Origin of the sequence: Bacillus manliponensis, from assembly GCF_000712595.1 — a bacterium.
Lineage (GTDB): Bacteria > Bacillota > Bacilli > Bacillales > Bacillaceae_G > Bacillus_A > Bacillus_A manliponensis.
In genome coordinates, this window is the sequence record NZ_JOTN01000027.1 from 24,337 (window position 1) to 41,751 (window position 17,415).

Genomic DNA, 17,415 nt, shown 5'->3' on the forward strand with positions numbered 1-17,415 from the left:
TAGGAGTTGAATATATGCCTGAATTTTATAAGAAACAGCGTATTTTATATCCTGTTTATTTACTGGCATTGTTAACTTTTGTACTTATTACCATTCTCGGTTATTTTCATTGGATTATCGGTATGGTTGCGTTTTTCGTTTTTTGTCTCTTTTTATTTTTTGTTATTAAATTTGAATTGGAATTTCAAAAGAGATTCGAAAAATCTACGCATGATATGATTACAAGAGTGAAGAAAGTCAGTAACGAGGCTTTCAATCAAATGCCAATTGGGATTCTGCTGTATAATAAAGATTATGGAATCGACTGGGCAAACCCATACTTATCTTCATGCTTAGGACAGCATTCTTTAGCTGGCTGGCATTTGTATGATGTGTCCGAAACGCTTCTTTTATTTTTAAAAGGTGAGACGGCAGATGATGTAATTTCTTTAAACAATCGAAAGTTCCGTATATTTGTTAGAAAAGAAGAAAAGCTCATTTATTTCTTTGATGTCACAGAGCAAACAGAAATTGAAAAAATGTATGAAGATCAAAGAGCAGTATTAGCAGTTATCTATTTGGATAACTATGATGAAGTAACACAGGGATTAGATGATCAGCTTAGGACGAATATTACAAGTCTTGTTACATCTCGCTTGAATGAATGGGCATTAAAGTATGGTGCATATTTAAAGCGTGCTTCATCAGAGCGTTATTTCATTGTATTAAATCAAAGTATTTTAGATCAAATGGAGAAAGGGAAATTCGACATTTTAGATCAAGTACGTGAAGAGACGGCGAAACGCAACATCCCGCTTACACTTAGTATTGGGGTTGGAGCAGGTGATTTACCGTTAGCCGAACTTGGTGCGATGGCACAATCGGGCCTTGATTTAGCACTAGGAAGAGGCGGAGACCAAGTTGCAATTAAGCAGCCTACAGGAAAAGTTAAGTTTTATGGTGGAAAAACAAATCCTGTAGAAAAACGTACTCGTGTACGTGCGCGCGTTATTTCCCATGCGTTAAAAGATCTTGTTATTGAAAGTGGCAATGTCATTGTGATGGGACATAGAGCGCCTGACATGGATGCTATCGGTGCTTCAATAGGCATTTTAAAGGTAGCACAATTGAATGAGCGACAAGGTTATATTGTATTAGACGAAAATGATTCAGACAAAGGAATTAAACGTCTTATTCAAGAAATTAAGCAACAAGAGGAATTATGGTCGTATTTTATTACCCCGCAGCAAGCGCTTGAAATGGCAAATGATGATTCACTACTTGTTGTTGTTGATACACATAAACCATCTATGGTCATTGAAGAAAAGCTTCTTCATAAGATCGAGAATGTTGTTGTGATTGATCATCACCGCCGCGGCGAGGAATTTATTGAAGATCCGCTTCTTGTTTATATGGAGCCTTATGCTTCGTCAACAGCAGAGCTTGTAACGGAACTTCTTGAATATCAACCAAAGCGATTAAAAATGAATATGCTCGAGGCAACGGCCTTATTAGCGGGTATTATTGTCGATACAAAAAGCTTTACTTTCCGAACAGGAGCACGGACATTTGATGCAGCTTCATACCTTCGTTCGCACGGGGCGGATACTGTACTTGTACAAAAGTTGTTAAAAGAAGATATGGCGCATTACTTACAGATTGCCAAAACGATTCAAAATGCGTACATTTATAAAAACGGGATTGCGATTGCAAAAGTTGATGACGATGGATATTATGATCAAGTATTAATCGCTCAGGCAGCTGATACACTTCTTACCATGACCGGAGTTGTTGCTTCGTTTGTTATTGCAAAGCGAAGTGATAATGTAATAGGCATTAGTGGCCGTTCTTTAGGAGAAGTAAACGTACAAATTATTATGGAGCATTTAGGAGGCGGCGGACATTTAACAAATGCTGCTACACAAATGCGAGACGTATCAATTGATGAAGCAGAAAATCAAATCCAATCTATTGTAGATGAGTATTTAGAGGGAGGCACAAAATCATGAGAGTAATTTTTTTAAAAGATGTAAAGGGTAAGGGGAAAAAAGGAGAAGTTAAAAATGTACCAGATGGCTACGCAAATAACTTCTTATTAAAACAAGGCCTAGCGGTTGAAGCAACAAGCGGTAATGTAAATGCATTAGATGCACAAAAACGTAAAGCAGATAAAGATGCAGAAATTGAACTTGAAAACTGCAAGAAGTTAAAGGAAACATTAGAAAAGTTAACAGTAGAATTAAAGGCGAAGTCTGGTGAAGGCGGTCGTTTATTCGGTTCTATTACAAGCAAACAAATTGTTGATGCGCTGCAAAAAAAGCATAGCATTAAGCTTGATAAGCGTAAGTTTGAAATGGCTGATGCGATACGTGCATTAGGATATACAAATGTGAATGTCAAGTTACATCCACAAGTAGCGGCAACAGTAAAGGTTCATGTAAGTGAACAATAAAAAATAAGTGAGAAGAGGAGAGTTGCGCATGAGTGAAGTACTTGCTGATCGTACCCCTCCGCATAATATAGAGGCTGAACAAGCTGTTTTAGGTGCCATCTTTCTTGAACAAGATGCGTTAACTTCTGCGTCAGAAATCTTGATGGCAGGGGACTTTTACCGAGTGGTACATCAAAAGATTTTTCAAGTTATGTTAGATCTTTCTGATAAAGGTGAGCCCATTGATTTAGTTACGGTAACATCAGCATTATCAGATCAGGGATTGCTAGAGGAAATCGGTGGAGTTTCATACCTAGCTGAATTAGCAGAAGCTGTTCCAACAGCTGCTAACGTAGAATATTATGCTCGTATCATTGCAGAAAAATCGGTTTTGCGTCGTTTAATCCGCACAGCTACACATATTGTAACTGATGGTTATGAACGAGAAGATGACGTAGAAGGTTTGTTAAATGAGGCAGAGAAACAGATACTAGAAGTATCTCAGCAACGAAATACAAAAAGCTTTCAAGATATTAAGGACGTACTTGTTTCAGCTTACGACAAAATTGAACTGTTACATCACCAAAGAGGTGAGGTTACAGGGATTCCAACTGGATTTACGGAATTAGATAAAATGACAGCTGGTTTTCAGCGTAACGATTTAATTATTGTTGCTGCACGTCCTTCGGTGGGAAAGACAGCCTTCTCTTTAAATATTGCACAAAACGTAGCAACAAAAACGGATGAGAATGTAGCAATTTTTAGTTTAGAGATGGGTGCTGACCAGCTTGTTATGCGTATGCTTTGTGCAGAAGGTAATATTGATGCACAAAGGCTTCGTACTGGCTCCTTAACATCTGATGATTGGGCGAAGTTAACGATGGCGATGGGAAGCCTCTCGAATGCAGGGATTTACATTGATGATACGCCAGGTATTCGTGTAAGTGAGATTCGTGCGAAATGCCGTAGATTAAAGCAAGAACAAGGCCTCGGTATGATTCTGATTGATTACTTACAACTTATTCAAGGTAGCGGAAAATCTGGCGAGAACCGTCAACAAGAAGTATCAGAAATTTCCCGTACGTTAAAAGGGATTGCTCGTGAATTAGAAGTACCTGTTATTGCGTTGTCACAGTTATCTCGTGGTGTTGAATCTCGTCAAGATAAACGCCCGATGATGTCTGATATTCGTGAGTCGGGAAGTATTGAGCAAGATGCCGATATTGTTGCTTTCTTATACCGTGATGATTACTATGATCGTGAAACGGAAAATAAAAACACAATTGAAATTATTATTGCGAAGCAACGTAATGGCCCAGTAGGTACTGTAGAACTTGCTTTTGTGAAGGAGTTCAATAAATTCGTAAACTTAGAACGCCGTTTTGATGATGGACATGCTCCATCGGCGTAGTATAAAAGAGAGAAACATTTCTTATAATAAGATGTGTTTCTCTTTTTTTATTAAAAAGATAAGGTTTACATTAAAAAAAATGACACATCTTACGAACGAAAAATATAAAATATCAAAAAATGTTCGCTTTTAAATTGACTTCTTTTTTCATTTTGGTACAATTATAGTGTTTGAAAAGTTCGTTTGAAAATCGCGGAGGTGCTAAAATTATGTCTTCAGTAGTAGTTGTAGGAACACAATGGGGAGATGAAGGGAAAGGTAAAATTACTGACTTCCTTTCTGAACATGCGGAAGTAGTTGCAAGATATCAAGGTGGAAATAACGCAGGACATACAATTGTATTTGACGGTGTAAAATACAAGCTACATTTAATTCCATCGGGTATTTTCTATAAAGAAAAAATTTGTGTAATCGGAAACGGTATGGTTGTAGATCCGAAAGCATTAGTTGAAGAATTAAAATATTTACATGATCGTGAAGTAAGTACAGAGAACTTACGCATTAGTAACCGTGCGCACGTTATTTTACCTTATCATTTAAAACAAGATGAGTTAGAAGAAGAGCGTAAAGGTGATAATAAGATTGGTACAACGAAAAAAGGTATTGGACCTGCATATATGGATAAAGCTGCTCGTATTGGTATTCGTATGGCTGATCTTTTAGATCGTGATTCTTTCAGAGAAAAACTGGAACGTAATCTTGCGGAAAAGAACCGTTTATTCGAGAAAATGTATGATGCAGAAACTTTAAACATTGATGACATCTTTGAAGAGTATTATGAATACGGTCAACAAGTGAAACACCTTGTGTGTGATACGTCTGTTGTATTAAATGATGCATTAGATGAAGGTCGCCGTGTATTATTTGAGGGTGCACAAGGGGTTATGCTTGATATTGATCAAGGTACGTACCCATTTGTTACATCTTCTAACCCAGTTGCTGGTGGTGTAGCAATCGGTTCTGGTGTAGGGCCTGCGAAAATTCACCGCGCTGTAGGTGTATGTAAAGCATATACAAGCCGTGTAGGTGATGGACCATTCCCAACTGAGCTTCACGATGAAATTGGAGATCAAATTCGCGAAGTTGGTCGTGAATATGGAACAACAACAGGTCGTCCACGCCGCGTAGGTTGGTTCGATAGTGTTGTTGTAAGACATGCACGCCGCGTAAGTGGACTAACAGATTTATCTTTAAACTCTATCGATGTATTAACAGGCATTCCAACATTAAAAATTTGTATTGCTTACAAATACAATGGTGAAGTGATTGATGAAGTACCAGCAAACTTAAATATTTTAGCGAAGTGTGAGCCGGTATACGAAGAGTTACCAGGTTGGACAGAAGATATTACAGGCGTGAAATCGTTAGATGAGTTACCTGAAAATGCAAGACATTATGTAGAGCGTGTATCTCAATTAACAGGTATTTCATTATCTATGTTCTCTGTAGGACCAGATCGTAACCAAACAAATATTGTACGTAACGTATACGGCAGCTAAGCTTGTCTAGAACATAAAAGTACGGTATAGTGAGAAAGGATCCATTTTCGAATGGGTTCTTTTTTCATTTTTTGATAAAAAAGTGAAAAAAAGTATTGCATGAAATCATCTGTATATGATACTATAAATCTTGTCGTCACGAAAAGACAAGATTGGTGAACATGAGCCATTAGCTCAGTTGGTAGAGCATCTGACTTTTAATCAGAGGGTCGAAGGTTCGAGTCCTTCATGGCTCACCATTTTCTTTTACGTGGCCCATTGGTCAAGTGGTTAAGACACCGCCCTTTCACGGCGGTAACACGGGTTCGAATCCCGTATGGGTCACTTTTTATATATTTTGCGGTCCCGTGGTGTAGCGGTTAACATGCCTGCCTGTCACGCAGGAGATCGCGGGTTCGATTCCCGTCGGGACCGCCACTTTTGATTACCACCATTAGTGGTTTTATATAGATATTTTGGCTCGGTAGCTCAGTCGGTAGAGCAGAGGACTGAAAATCCTCGTGTCGGCGGTTCGATTCCGTCCCGAGCCACTTCTAAGGATATTAAGTGAACTTAATATCCTTTTTATTTATGGGATTTTACAAATGAAAGCAGTTCTTTTACAATAGAATGAGGAAGCCTCTAGCAGTTGAAGCTAGAGGTTTTTCTGTAATATGAGCAATAAAAAGAACCCAGGAGGAACTCAAAATGATGGGAAAGAAAATTTTAGTCGTTGATGATGAAAAGCCAATTGCGGATATTTTAAAGTTTAACTTAGAAAAAGAAGGTTTTGAAATTGTAATGGCACATGATGGCGATGAAGCAATTGAAAAAGCAAATGAAGAGCAACCAGACATGGTTTTATTAGATATTATGTTACCAGGAAAAGATGGTTTAGAAGTGTGCCGTGAAATCCGAAAGAATTATGAGATGCCGATTATTATGTTAACAGCAAAAGACTCAGAAATTGATAAAGTTCTTGGTCTAGAGCTTGGTGCAGATGATTATGTAACAAAGCCATTTAGTACACGTGAATTATTAGCAAGGGTAAAAGCAAATTTACGCCGTCATCAACAAGCTGGTACAGCAGAGAAGGAAGAAAATCCTGAGATGGTTATTGGACCGATTGTGATTAACCCGAATGCGTATAGCGTAATGAAGAGGGAAGAAAGCATTGAATTAACACATCGTGAATTTGAACTACTGCATTATTTAGCAAAACATTTAGGACAAGTTATGACACGTGAACATTTATTGCAAACTGTTTGGGGTTATGACTACTTTGGCGATGTACGTACAGTAGACGTAACAGTACGTCGTCTACGTGAAAAAATTGAGGATAATCCAAGTCATCCAACTTTAATTGTTACAAGACGTGGTGTAGGTTATTACTTACGTGATCCAGAGCAGGAGTAAAAAATGAAGAAAGTAAGCTTTTTTCAGTCTATACATTTAAAGTTTGTTTTAATCTACATGGTGTTAATTTTAATAGCGATGCAAATCATCAGCTTATATTTTGTTGGAGAGTTAGAAAAAAGTTTAAAAACAAACTTTAAAAACTCTGTAACGCAGCAAACAAATCTACTTGCTTATAATGTAAAGCAAGAGTATGAGAAAGACAGAGAGAAAACAGAAAAACAAGGTACGTTAGATGAAGCGATTCAAAAATTGCTAAAGGAATATACTTCAGATCGAAAAAATGATATTCAAGAAGTTCGTGTTATTGATTCAAATCTTCGTGTCGTTGCAACCTCCAATTCGTCTAACGCAGGAAAAGTAGGGAAAAAGACAACAGATGTATTTGTACAACGTGCGATTGTGCAAAATAAGCCAGATGATAAGCAAGAGAGAGACAGCTCTGGAAAGCCAGTACAAATTGTTGTAACACCTATTACGTTAGAGGATGAGGATGGAAAAGTAAAAGAAGTAAAAGGTGTTGTTTACACAATTGCATCGCTTGAAGATGTATATAAGCAAATGAAAGACATTAACCAAATCTTTGCGACAGGAACAGTTATCGCTTTAGTCATCACAGCAATTTTAGGAATGTTATTAGCACAGACGATAACAAGACCGATTTCGGATATGCGTAGGCAAGCTATTGAGATGGCGAGAGGGAATTACTCTCGTAAAGTAAAAGTACACGGAAATGATGAAATTGGGCAGCTATCGTTAGCATTTAATAATTTATCGAAAAAGCTGCAACAAGCACGCTCTTCAACAGAAAGTGAAAGGCGTAAATTATCTTCTGTACTATCTCATATGACAGATGGGGTAATCGCAACTGATCGAAATGGAGATATCATTTTATTGAATGATCCAGCAGAAAAGATGTTAAATGTTTCACGTGAAACAGCTTTAGACCAGTCTGTTTTAGAGGTGTTAGGAATTCAAGAAGAATTTACGTTAGATAATCTATATGAAGAGCCAGATTCTGTTTTGCTTGATTTTAGTACGCGAACCGAGCCTTATATTTTGCGTGCTAGCTTCTCTGTTATTCAAAAAGAAACAGGTAAGGCAAATGGTTTAATTGCGGTGTTATATGATGTAACAGAACAAGAAAGAATTGATAGAGAGCGCAGAGAGTTTGTTGCAAACGTATCTCATGAGTTACGTACACCATTAACAACGATGCGCAGTTACCTTGAAGCATTAACAGAAGGAGCGTGGCAAGATCAAAATATTGCCCCTCAATTTTTAGCAGTAACGCAAGATGAAACAGAGCGTATGATTCGTCTTGTAAATGCTTTATTACAGCTTTCAAAATTAGATAGTACAGAGCATCGTTTAATGAAAGAATGGGTTGATTTTACAGAGTTCTTTAATAACATTATTGATCGCTTTGAAATGTCGAAAGAACAAAATGTATTTTTTAAACGTTCATTCTCCAAAAAGTCTCGTTTTATTGAGATGGATGAAGATAAAATTACACAAGTTCTCTACAATATTATTTCCAATGCATTAAAGTATTCCCCAGAAGGTGGAACAGTTACGTACCGCTTACGAGATCGGGAAGATATGTTAGAGATTAGCATTAGCGATCAAGGGATGGGTATTCCAAAAGAAAATGTAGAGAAAATTTTCGAGCGTTTTTATCGTGTTGATAAAGCACGTTCACGCCAATTAGGTGGAACGGGATTAGGTTTAGCGATTGCAAAAGAAATGATTGAAGCACATGGTGGCTCAATTTGGGCGAAAAGTGAAGAAGGGAAAGGAACGACAATTTACTTCACTCTTCCGATGGCACAGGAAGAAGAGGATGATTGGGCATGAATATAGAGAACTTTAAGAGCATCGTTCTTATAAATTTAATTGTTATTAGTTTATTTTTAACATTTAACTTATGGACGTATGTTCCAGAAACAAGTTCATCTTCAGAAGCAAAATATGTACAAGATAATGAGGAAATAGGGGAAACAGAGATTTCTGATGTTATTTTTCCTTCATCCTTCATTGCTAAAAAAGATAATAAAAGCAATACACACTTAATTGTTAAGGATAAAGAGGCTATTAAGGTGTTATATGAAGTATTAAAAGAAGGGGAATTTCATCACTTTCGAGAGATAGGAAAAGAGAAACAAGATTTCCTTTCTTTTGTTAATGATGAAGATAAAATAGAATTTGTATTTCCTACAGCTGTCCCATTCGATTCGATTAGAAGTGGATTTAATTTGAAAGAAAAAAATTTAGAAGGATATAGCTTTAATCGTATATTAGTTGATCTGGCAGCAAGTACCGATGATGATATTAAAACGTATTTTATATTAGATGAAACAAAAAAAATATATGAAATGACGTTAACAGGTGTTGCACTCACACAAATTACAAATAAGCTACAAGCTATTCTTCCAAAGGCAGAGCGGTATTCTATGTATACATTAGAGAGTGGAAGGTTCTTCTTACCAAATGCTCCAACGACGATGAAGGAAATTGAGTATTTTATAAGTTCGCAAGACCCGTTAACATTTAAGAATGTCCTCTTTACTGATCCACGTTATGTAAAGGAGATTAAAGGGGAGTCTGAAAATACGTATACTGATGGCACTCGTTTAATGAAGGTGTTGAAAGAAAACCACATGCTACAATATACAAATTCATCTGTAGATGATAAAAGAGGTTTATCTGGGAATATTCTTGTACAACGAAGCTTTGATTTTATTAATAGTCATAATGGTTTTCCGAATGATGCTTTAAATGATTATCGTCTAGATGATATGAATGCAGGAGAAGGGGAAATAACTTTTCGTCGGTATAAGGACAACAAACCAGTTTTTAATTCAAATGGGATGTCGAAATTAGAGCAAGTATGGGGGACGGATTTAATAAGTTATCAACGTCCGTTATTTAAGGTAACGCATGATATTCATGAATCTAGTAATGTTACCCTTCCAAGGGGAAACGATGTTATAGAATCGCTACAAAAAAAACCTCAAATTTCTTTGAAAAGGGTTAAAAATATTGGGATAGGTTATAAACTTGTACCAGGTAGTGAAGCGAATGATGGAAAGAGTATTGTAACAATCCGCTTAATACCAATTTGGTATGTTGTGTACGGAGATGCTCATCAAGTGTTTGAATGGAAGGAAGGAGGAGAGCTAGTTGGATTGGAATAGAATTAAAACTATTTTTATCATTAGCTTTCTTGTACTAGACCTCTTCCTTGCTTTCCAGTTCATTCAAAAGAAAGAAAATAATCAATTAGATTATATGACGGAAACGAAAATTGAGGATCAATTAAAAGCAGATAAAATTACCTATGAAAATTTACCAAAAGATCCTAAGAAAGATACGTTTATTACTGCAAGTAGTAAGAAATTTACTGAAGAAGATGTTAAAACTTTAAAAGATCAGACGGTTAGTTTACAAGAAGAGAAAAATAAGATTGTGAGTAAATTAAAAGAGCCGCTTGGAGATGAAAAGACAAAGCCAGAAGATAATTATGATATGTTCTTAAAATCATATGTCTTAGAAGGGCAAAAATATACATTTGCGAAGGTGGATGGGACAAAAGTGTACTTCCATCAAAAATTTAGAGATAAATCTATTTTTTATAATCCAAATGGGATGATTGTTGCAGAACTTAATGATAAAAAGCAGATTGTTTCATATACACAAACGATGCTCACTGATTTACAAGAAATGGGTGGTTCCAATAAGGAACAAGAGATTATTACAGCTCAAAGTGCATTCGAAACATTATTTGAGAAAAACGAGTTATACCATAATACACATATAAAAGAAGCAAAGATTGGATATGCGACTGTTGTTGATCCTTCTTCTTCAAATGTACAAGTTCTTGCACCGACATGGAATTTAAAATCAGATAAAAAAGAAGACTACTTCGTAAATGCTATAGAAGGACAAGTCATTAAGCTAGGAGTAGAAAAGCAAAGTGAAATTGAAGAATTAATGGAGTGAGCGTAAATGAGTTTGCATTTTAGCGTCCTTGCAAGTGGTAGTACAGGAAATGCGTTATACGTAGGGACAGAGAAAGAGAAGTTGTTAGTAGATGCAGGCTTAAGCGGAAAAGCAATGGACGCTCTGTTTCAACAAATCGATGTAAATATTCGAGACTTATCAGGGATTCTTGTTACGCATGAACATAGCGATCATATAAAAGGCCTTGGCATTTTAGCACGTAAATATAATCTCCCGATATATGCAAACGAGAAAACATGGAAAGCGATGGAGCATTTAATCGGAAATGTTCCATCAGCACAAAAATTTGTCTTTTCTGTTGGTGAAGCGAAGACGTTTGGTGATATTGATGTAGAGGCATTTGGAGTGTCACATGATGCCGCAGAACCGATGTTTTACACGTTCCATCATAGCGGGAGAAAACTTGCTCTTATTACCGACACCGGATATGTAAGTGATCGTATGAAAGGTGTTATTAAAGGGGCAAATGCTTTTGTATTTGAAAGTAATCATGACGTTGAGATGCTCCGTATGGGGCGTTATCCGTGGAGTGTAAAACGAAGAATTTTAAGCGACGTTGGTCACGTTTCAAATGAAGATGCAGCACTTGCAATGGCGGATGTGATTACAGATGAAACGAAGCATATTTATTTAGCCCACCTTAGTTTAGATAATAATATGAAAGAACTTGCGCGTATGTCTGTTACACAAGTTTTAGAAAGTAAAGATCTTGCTGTAGGAGATGCTTTTGAAGTTCATGACACCGATCCAAAAGCTCCAACACAAATTCAGTATGTATAATTCTTTATTTTAGTAAACAATAAAGAAAAATACGATTGTCTTTGGAAGGATTGGTGAGTAACAATGTCCTTTACGGATGAGCAACATTTTCATAAGAGACAAAAAGGAAAACGTAGACGTAAATATGTACTGATATCTAGTGTGGCAGGTGCTATTGCTGGTATTACATTTTTTGTGTTTACATTACCTGATAATACCGTAGTAACAAAAGTACAAGTCAAAGCGGAAGAGCAAGCTATACAAACAATTAATGCAGGTGCGCGTACAAATTTTGTGGATGCAGTAGACCGGGCTTCAGAAGCTGTTGTGGGGATTATTAACATACAGCGTGATAATTTTTCTGAGGCAGATGCAGAAGCTGGGACAGGTTCTGGTGTTATCTATAAAAAAGATAATGGACGTGCTTACATTGTCACAAATCATCATGTGATTGAAGGTGCAAACCGAATTGAAGTGAGTTTAAGTGATGGGCGTAAGGTTGCTGGTAAAGTTTTAGGTAGCGATATTGTTACAGATTTAGCGGTATTAGAAATCGATGGGAAATATGCAAAAAAGGGCATTGACATCGGTGATTCTACAAAAGTTCGCCGTGGTGAACCCGTCATTGCAATCGGAAATCCGCTTGGATTACAGTTTTCAGGGACGGTTACACAAGGTATTATTTCAGCGAATGAGCGCATTGTACCAGTTGATTTGAATCAAGATGGTCATTATGATTGGCAAGTGGAAGTTCTTCAAACAGATGCAGCAATTAATCCAGGTAATAGCGGTGGTGCCCTTGTTAATGAAGCTGGTGAACTAATTGGGATTAACTCCATGAAAATTTCAGCGAAAGAAGTAGAGGGAATTGGTCTAGCGATTCCAGTAGCGAGGGCTATGCCAATTATTAAGGAACTTGAAAAGCATGGTACAGTAAAGCGTCCATACGTTGGAATAGAGCTTAGATCTTTAAATGAAATTCCAAACTATCATTGGGATAAAACATTACATTTGCCAAGTAATATAATAGAGGGCGTATGTATATTAGATGTGAAAAGTCCTTCACCGGGAGCTGATGCAGGACTTCGTGAATATGATGTCATTGTAGCTGTCGATGGACAAACAGTACGTGATATTATTGAATTTCGAACGGCTTTATATGATAAGGAAATTGACGATAAAATGAAACTGACATTTTATCGCGGTACAAAACGTGCAACAACAACAGTAAAGTTAGGCAGTCAACAGTATTAAAACAGGAGGGCGGCCCCTCCTGTTTTCTATTGTGGATAAGTGAGGTGATAGAATGAAACTACTTTGTTGTTTAGAACATGTAGAATTAGCATTAGATATTATTGTGGACGAATGTGAAGTTCCGCCATTTATTCACAATGTGGATAACAACGAAAACACATGTGAATTTTGTCAAAATAAGGCGACATATGTTGTATCGAACGCAGATTCTCATACAACATGTGGATGATACATGTGGATATGTGGATAAGTTATGTGGATAACATGTTTGTAAGGTGGGGAATAAGTGTGAATATCTCTATTATTTCAATTGGGAAATTAAAAGAAAAATATTTAAAACAAGGTATTGCAGAGTACTTAAAGCGTTTGTCTTCTTATGCAAAAGTCGAAGTAATTGAACTTCCAGACGAAAAAGCGCCAGAAAATTTAAGTGAAGCAGAAATGTTAATGGTAAAAGAAAAAGAAGGACTTCGTATTCTTGATAAAATTGCAGATGATGCTCATGTCATCGCATTAGCAATTGAAGGAAAACAAAAATCATCAGAAGAATTTGCAGCAAGTTTAGATCGTTTAGCGACGTATGGCAAAAGCAAAGTAGTCTTTGTGATCGGTGGTTCACTTGGATTAAGTCAAGACGTGATGAAACGTTCAAATGAGGCGTTATCATTTTCAAAAATGACACTGCCCCATCAGTTGATGAGACTTGTTTTGTTAGAGCAAGTATATCGTGCGTTTCGAATTAATCGCGGTGAACCGTACCATAAGTAAGTGAAGTATTCTATGTAAAACAAGGGTAAGAAAAGAATACAGGAGAAAATCGAAAATGGCAGGTGGGTCTTGATTTTCACTGATATTATCATGTTTATTTTATTATGCCTATAATTTGGAGGCTATGTAAATGTTAAGTGATCAGACGAGATATTCTAGGCTTGCGAATATAACAAAAATAATAAATACAAAATTAGAACTACGTGAAGTATTGCAGCGTGTAACAATGGCGATATCAGAGGAGATTATTCAATGCAACGCTGTTGGAATTTATTTACCCCAGGAAGATGGAACATTTAGAGGGTTTGCAGGAAAACCAGAGACCATAAATGGCGTAACGCTCGATACTCAGGTAATTGATCCTGAAATAGACTTACTGGCAAAAGAAGTTATTGAAACCAAAAAAACCATTTATATCTCTGATACCTCAAAAGATCGTCGGCCGGATCCGAGACCAGTTAATGCTTTCAAAATTAAGTCCTTATTAGCCCTGCCTATCTCATTTGAGCAAGAGTTATTTGGTCTGGTTTTTTTATTTGATTATGGAACTCCAATGAACTTAACAGATTCAGAAATTCAAAGTGTTGAAGCTTATGTAAATATGGCCGCGGTCGCAATTCAAAACGCAAATAATTTAACACAAAAGGAAAACCTTATTGCCGAGAAGCAGCTGTTACTAAATGTTACCCGTGATTTATCAATGTGTTCCTCGATACAGGAGAGTTTTGATAAATGTTTTTTTTACTTAGGACAGATTTTAGAGAGTAAAAACATGGCTGCTCACCTTTTAGAACCGCTAGACAAAACAACAATTAAAACAACGAAGTTAAGCAAGGACTGTGATTGGACAGAAGCGAATTGGATGGAGAAAAACTATGAAGCCAAGATCCAAGAGGTTATTCAAACAAAAAATATAGATAGTAAGGGTCTACTAATGATTCCATCGGTTTCAATGGGAGAAGTATTAGGGGTAATCGTCATTGGCAAAGAGGGAAAAGCTCACAATTATGATAATTCCCAAATTCAACTGGCAAAATCCATCGTTGATGCCACAGCTCCTACGTTTTCAAACTTGTTATATATGGATCAACTTGAAAGCATGGTGGAAGAGCGAACGAGAGAACTAGCTGCTGCTAATGAAAAAGTTACAAGTGTGATTGAAAGTATTACGGATGGATTCTTTACTTTGAATAATAAATGGGAATTTACGTATGTAAATAAGCATCAATATTTTCCTCAAAAAAAAACAGCAAAAGATGTATTAAGCAAGAATATATGGGAGGTTTTCCCGAGTAGCGTCGACACAGTTATGTATAAGGAATTTCATCGTGCAATGTCAGAGCGAACTACAGTTCATTTCGAATTTCTTTCTACCTTTGATGAATATTGGCACGAAGTTATTGCATACCCGTATGATGATGGTATTTGTTGTATTTTTAAAAACATAACGGAAAAAAAGCAATATGAGCAAGAATTGAAAAGGTTATCCAACATAGATTTAATAGGGCAAATGGCAGCAGGTATCAGCCATGAGATTAGAAATCCAATGACAACAGTACGAGGGTTTTTGCAGTTATTAAAAGAAGATAACACCTATGAGAAGCAAAATAAGTACTTTAATTTAATGATTGAAGAACTTGACCGTGCCAATTCTATTATTACTGAATTTCTCTCAATGGGTAATACAAGGAAATCGGATTTGCAGATGTTAGATTTAAATTCAATTATCCACGATATTATTCCTTTAATAAAGATTGATACGTATAATCAAAATAAATATATTCAAGTCGATACAAATGACATTCCGGAATTACTTTTAAATCGTAATGAGATACGGCAATTATTAATAAACCTATACCGTAATGGCTTGGAAGCGATGAGCACAGGGAAAGTTCTAACGATTAGCACCTATAAGGAAGGTCAAACTTGTGTGGTGCTTGCAGTGCGGGATCAAGGAAAAGGTATCAGGCCTGAAGTATTGGAGAAACTGGGTACTCCATTTTACACGACCAAAGATAATGGAACTGGATTGGGGTTAGGCGTATGTTATGCCATTGCTGCCCGTCATAATGCAAAAATAGAAATTCAAACAGGATCAGAAGGCACTACCTTTTTTGTTAAATTTAATTATGAAAATAATGAACAATAACCTCATTTAGATTAGTTACGGTGAACCTTACCAGAAGTAAGGGATAGCAATGTGAATTTGTAAATGAAAATTAGATCTAATAATATTTAGTGGACCTTACTAAGCATTATTAGGTTTTGGAGCATAAAACATAATAAAAAGAGCAAGTACTTTATTCAGTAACTTGCTCTTTTTATTGTATTTTAAATGATAATTTTTCTTAGTAAACTTTATCACCATTAAAGATTGAGTTTTTCACGACAACATAATCTACAGTACGAATGGCATCTAATTTATTTCCGCCAGCATAAGAGATAGAAGATTGAAGATCTTGTTCCATTTCAATTAATGTATCTTCTAAAGCACCTTTGTGCTCAACAAACATTTTTTTGCCTTCTACATTTTTCTTTTCGCCTTTTTGAAATTCGGAAGCTGAACCAAAGTACTCTTTGTATAACTTACCATCTCTTTCAATTGTTTCCCCTGGAGATTCTTCATGACCAGCAAATAATGAACCAATCATAACCATAGTTGCACCAAATCGAATTGATTTCGCTACATCACCGTGTGTACGAATGCCTCCGTCTGCAATAATAGGTTTGCTCGCAGCTTTTGCACACCAACGAAGAGCAGCTAATTGCCAACCACCAGTTCCGAATCCAGTTTTAATTTTTGTGATACATACTTTACCAGGTCCAATACCTACTTTTGTTGCGTCGGCACCAGCATTCTCTAATTCTCTTACTGCTTCTGGTGTTCCAACATTGCCAGCGATGACAAAGCTTTCAGGTAAATACTCTTTAATATGTTGAATCATTTTTATTACAGCATTAGAATGTCCATGCGCAATATCTATTGTGATGTATTCAGGTACAAGTTTTTCTTCAGCTAATTGTTGTATAAATCCATACTCTTCTTCTTTAACTCCAACACTAATAGATGCGATAAATCCACGTGAATGCATATCTCTAATAAAAGATGTGCGTTTCTCTGGTTCAAAGCGATGCATAATATAGAAATAGCCATTTTCAGCTAAATAAACTGCAATCTTTTCATCTATAATTGTTTGCATATTTGCAGGAACGACGGGTAATTTAAATTTATGTTTACCTAAAGTGACAGTTGTATCACATTCAGAACGGCTATTTACTATACATTTTGCAGGAATTAATTGAATATCTTCATAGTCGAATACATTTTCCATGTTATACACCCCTAAATACGAATATTTTACTGTTTGTTTCAAAAAACGTTCGCCCAAAAGATAATTTACAGTATTTTATTCAATAAGTCAAAGCTTTTTAGTGGTTAAATATGAAATGTAGAGGTTGAATTTTAATAAAACACATGTAATGACGAATTAAAATGATTTGTTATATTTATATTGTTCGTTTTTAAAGAATAATATTGTTGTAGTCAAAACGAACGGAATTTAAAATTTTTTATGTATAAAAGCTACAAGATCATAAGAAGAAATATGTACAACTAGACGTTCTAATTGAAGAACTTATAGGGAAAAATAGTAAGGTTAAGAGAGCGGATAAAACAAAAAGAAAAAATAATAGTCCTTATGAAAATGAAGAATGGAATCTAAGCTGGAGTACGAAAGCAGATAGCTCTTATGAAGATAGTGAATAATGTATTTAGAAAAAACGCCACTTCATCATATACGACGAACCGTACCATAAATAAAGTGGCATAGTAAAAAGTAAAAAAGACCAAAACAATAGTGTTTGGTCTTTTCATACTGTTGAAAAACAATCTAGTC

Annotated in this window: 13 protein-coding genes, 4 tRNA genes and 1 pseudogene; 17 read left to right on the forward strand and 1 reads right to left on the reverse strand. The window is 36.1% G+C overall.

Annotated elements, in window-relative coordinates; all coding sequences use genetic code 11:
* The first annotated feature begins 14 nt into the window (after positions 1–14).
* The 17 genes and pseudogenes from BAMA_RS20840 (at position 15) to BAMA_RS20920 (ending at position 15,668) form a co-directional block, all read left to right on the forward strand.
* Positions 15–1,988 (forward strand): DHH family phosphoesterase, encoded by a 1,974-nt coding sequence (locus tag BAMA_RS20840; protein WP_034643201.1) that lies wholly within the window; start codon positions 15–17, stop codon positions 1,986–1,988.
* Entirely contained in the window at positions 1,985–2,431 is a 447-nt protein-coding gene (gene rplI, locus BAMA_RS20845) for a 50S ribosomal protein L9 (protein WP_034643203.1), read from the forward strand. Before BAMA_RS20840 ends, rplI begins: the two co-directional genes overlap by 4 nt.
* A 28-nt stretch (positions 2,432–2,459) precedes the next feature.
* A complete protein-coding gene (gene dnaB / locus BAMA_RS20850) occupies positions 2,460–3,821 on the forward strand; it encodes a replicative DNA helicase (protein ID WP_034643206.1) in 1,362 nt (453 codons plus the stop codon).
* Positions 3,822–4,030: 209 nt separating this feature from the next.
* Positions 4,031–5,320 carry an adenylosuccinate synthase gene (locus BAMA_RS20855; protein WP_034643207.1) on the forward strand — a complete coding sequence of 430 codons (1,290 nt, stop codon included), beginning with the start codon at positions 4,031–4,033 and terminating at the stop codon, positions 5,318–5,320.
* Positions 5,321–5,483: 163 nt separating this feature from the next.
* Positions 5,484–5,559, forward strand: a tRNA-Lys gene (locus BAMA_RS20860).
* 13 nt (positions 5,560–5,572) lie between these two features.
* Positions 5,573–5,644 (forward strand) — tRNA-Glu (locus BAMA_RS20865).
* 17 nt (positions 5,645–5,661) lie between these two features.
* A tRNA-Asp gene (locus BAMA_RS20870) sits at positions 5,662–5,737 on the forward strand.
* A 40-nt stretch (positions 5,738–5,777) separates the two neighbouring features.
* A tRNA-Phe gene (locus tag BAMA_RS20875) sits at positions 5,778–5,850 on the forward strand.
* Between the two features lie 157 nt (positions 5,851–6,007).
* The gene (walR, locus tag BAMA_RS20880) at positions 6,008–6,715 is read left to right on the forward strand and encodes a cell wall metabolism DNA-binding response regulator WalR (RefSeq protein ID WP_034643209.1); all 708 of its coding nucleotides are present in this window, start codon (positions 6,008–6,010) and stop codon (positions 6,713–6,715) included.
* Positions 6,716–6,718: 3 nt separating this feature from the next.
* Positions 6,719–8,572 (forward strand): cell wall metabolism sensor histidine kinase WalK, encoded by a 1,854-nt coding sequence (gene walK / locus BAMA_RS20885; RefSeq protein ID WP_034643211.1) that lies wholly within the window; start codon positions 6,719–6,721, stop codon positions 8,570–8,572.
* The gene (locus tag BAMA_RS20890) at positions 8,569–9,912 is read left to right on the forward strand and encodes a YycH family regulatory protein (RefSeq protein ID WP_034643215.1); all 1,344 of its coding nucleotides are present in this window, start codon (positions 8,569–8,571) and stop codon (positions 9,910–9,912) included. Before walK ends, BAMA_RS20890 begins: the two co-directional genes overlap by 4 nt.
* Positions 9,899–10,740 (forward strand): annotated as a pseudogene (locus BAMA_RS20895) (two-component system regulatory protein YycI). Before BAMA_RS20890 ends, BAMA_RS20895 begins: the two are co-directional and overlap by 14 nt.
* A complete protein-coding gene (locus BAMA_RS20900) occupies positions 10,724–11,518 on the forward strand; it encodes an MBL fold metallo-hydrolase (RefSeq protein WP_034643218.1) in 795 nt (264 codons plus the stop codon). Before BAMA_RS20895 ends, BAMA_RS20900 begins: the two are co-directional and overlap by 17 nt.
* A gap of 63 nt (positions 11,519–11,581) precedes the next feature.
* A complete protein-coding gene (locus tag BAMA_RS20905; RefSeq protein ID WP_034643220.1) occupies positions 11,582–12,751 on the forward strand; it encodes a S1C family serine protease in 1,170 nt (389 codons plus the stop codon).
* A gap of 52 nt (positions 12,752–12,803) precedes the next feature.
* Positions 12,804–12,980 carry a CxxH/CxxC protein gene (locus BAMA_RS20910; RefSeq protein ID WP_034643223.1) on the forward strand — a complete coding sequence of 59 codons (177 nt, stop codon included), beginning with the start codon at positions 12,804–12,806 and terminating at the stop codon, positions 12,978–12,980.
* 59 nt (positions 12,981–13,039) lie between these two features.
* Entirely contained in the window at positions 13,040–13,519 is a 480-nt protein-coding gene (gene rlmH, locus BAMA_RS20915; protein ID WP_157406048.1) for a 23S rRNA (pseudouridine(1915)-N(3))-methyltransferase RlmH, read from the forward strand.
* A 130-nt stretch (positions 13,520–13,649) separates the two neighbouring features.
* Complete coding sequence (locus BAMA_RS20920) at positions 13,650–15,668, forward strand: GAF domain-containing sensor histidine kinase (RefSeq protein ID WP_034643225.1); 2,019 nt, start codon at positions 13,650–13,652, stop codon at positions 15,666–15,668.
* A 199-nt stretch (positions 15,669–15,867) separates the two neighbouring features.
* On the opposite strand, the gene guaC is transcribed toward BAMA_RS20920, so the two are convergent.
* Positions 15,868–16,851, reverse strand: coding sequence for a GMP reductase (gene guaC / locus BAMA_RS20925; RefSeq protein ID WP_034643228.1), 984 nt, complete (start codon positions 16,849–16,851; stop codon positions 15,868–15,870).
* Positions 16,852–17,415 lie beyond the last annotated feature (564 nt).

Coding starts and splice junctions, on each gene's coding strand:
- BAMA_RS20840 (WP_034643201.1), top strand. CDS start 15: ATGCCTGAATTTTATAAGAAACAGCGTATTTTATATCCTGTTTATTTA.
- rplI (WP_034643203.1), top strand. CDS start 1,985: ATGAGAGTAATTTTTTTAAAAGATGTAAAGGGTAAGGGGAAAAAAGGA.
- dnaB (WP_034643206.1), top strand. CDS start 2,460: ATGAGTGAAGTACTTGCTGATCGTACCCCTCCGCATAATATAGAGGCT.
- BAMA_RS20855 (WP_034643207.1), top strand. CDS start 4,031: ATGTCTTCAGTAGTAGTTGTAGGAACACAATGGGGAGATGAAGGGAAA.
- walR (WP_034643209.1), top strand. CDS start 6,008: ATGATGGGAAAGAAAATTTTAGTCGTTGATGATGAAAAGCCAATTGCG.
- walK (WP_034643211.1), top strand. CDS start 6,719: ATGAAGAAAGTAAGCTTTTTTCAGTCTATACATTTAAAGTTTGTTTTA.
- BAMA_RS20890 (WP_034643215.1), top strand. CDS start 8,569: ATGAATATAGAGAACTTTAAGAGCATCGTTCTTATAAATTTAATTGTT.
- BAMA_RS20900 (WP_034643218.1), top strand. CDS start 10,724: ATGAGTTTGCATTTTAGCGTCCTTGCAAGTGGTAGTACAGGAAATGCG.
- BAMA_RS20905 (WP_034643220.1), top strand. CDS start 11,582: ATGTCCTTTACGGATGAGCAACATTTTCATAAGAGACAAAAAGGAAAA.
- BAMA_RS20910 (WP_034643223.1), top strand. CDS start 12,804: ATGAAACTACTTTGTTGTTTAGAACATGTAGAATTAGCATTAGATATT.
- BAMA_RS20920 (WP_034643225.1), top strand. CDS start 13,650: ATGTTAAGTGATCAGACGAGATATTCTAGGCTTGCGAATATAACAAAA.
- guaC (WP_034643228.1), bottom strand. CDS start 16,851: ATGGAAAATGTATTCGACTATGAAGATATTCAATTAATTCCTGCAAAA.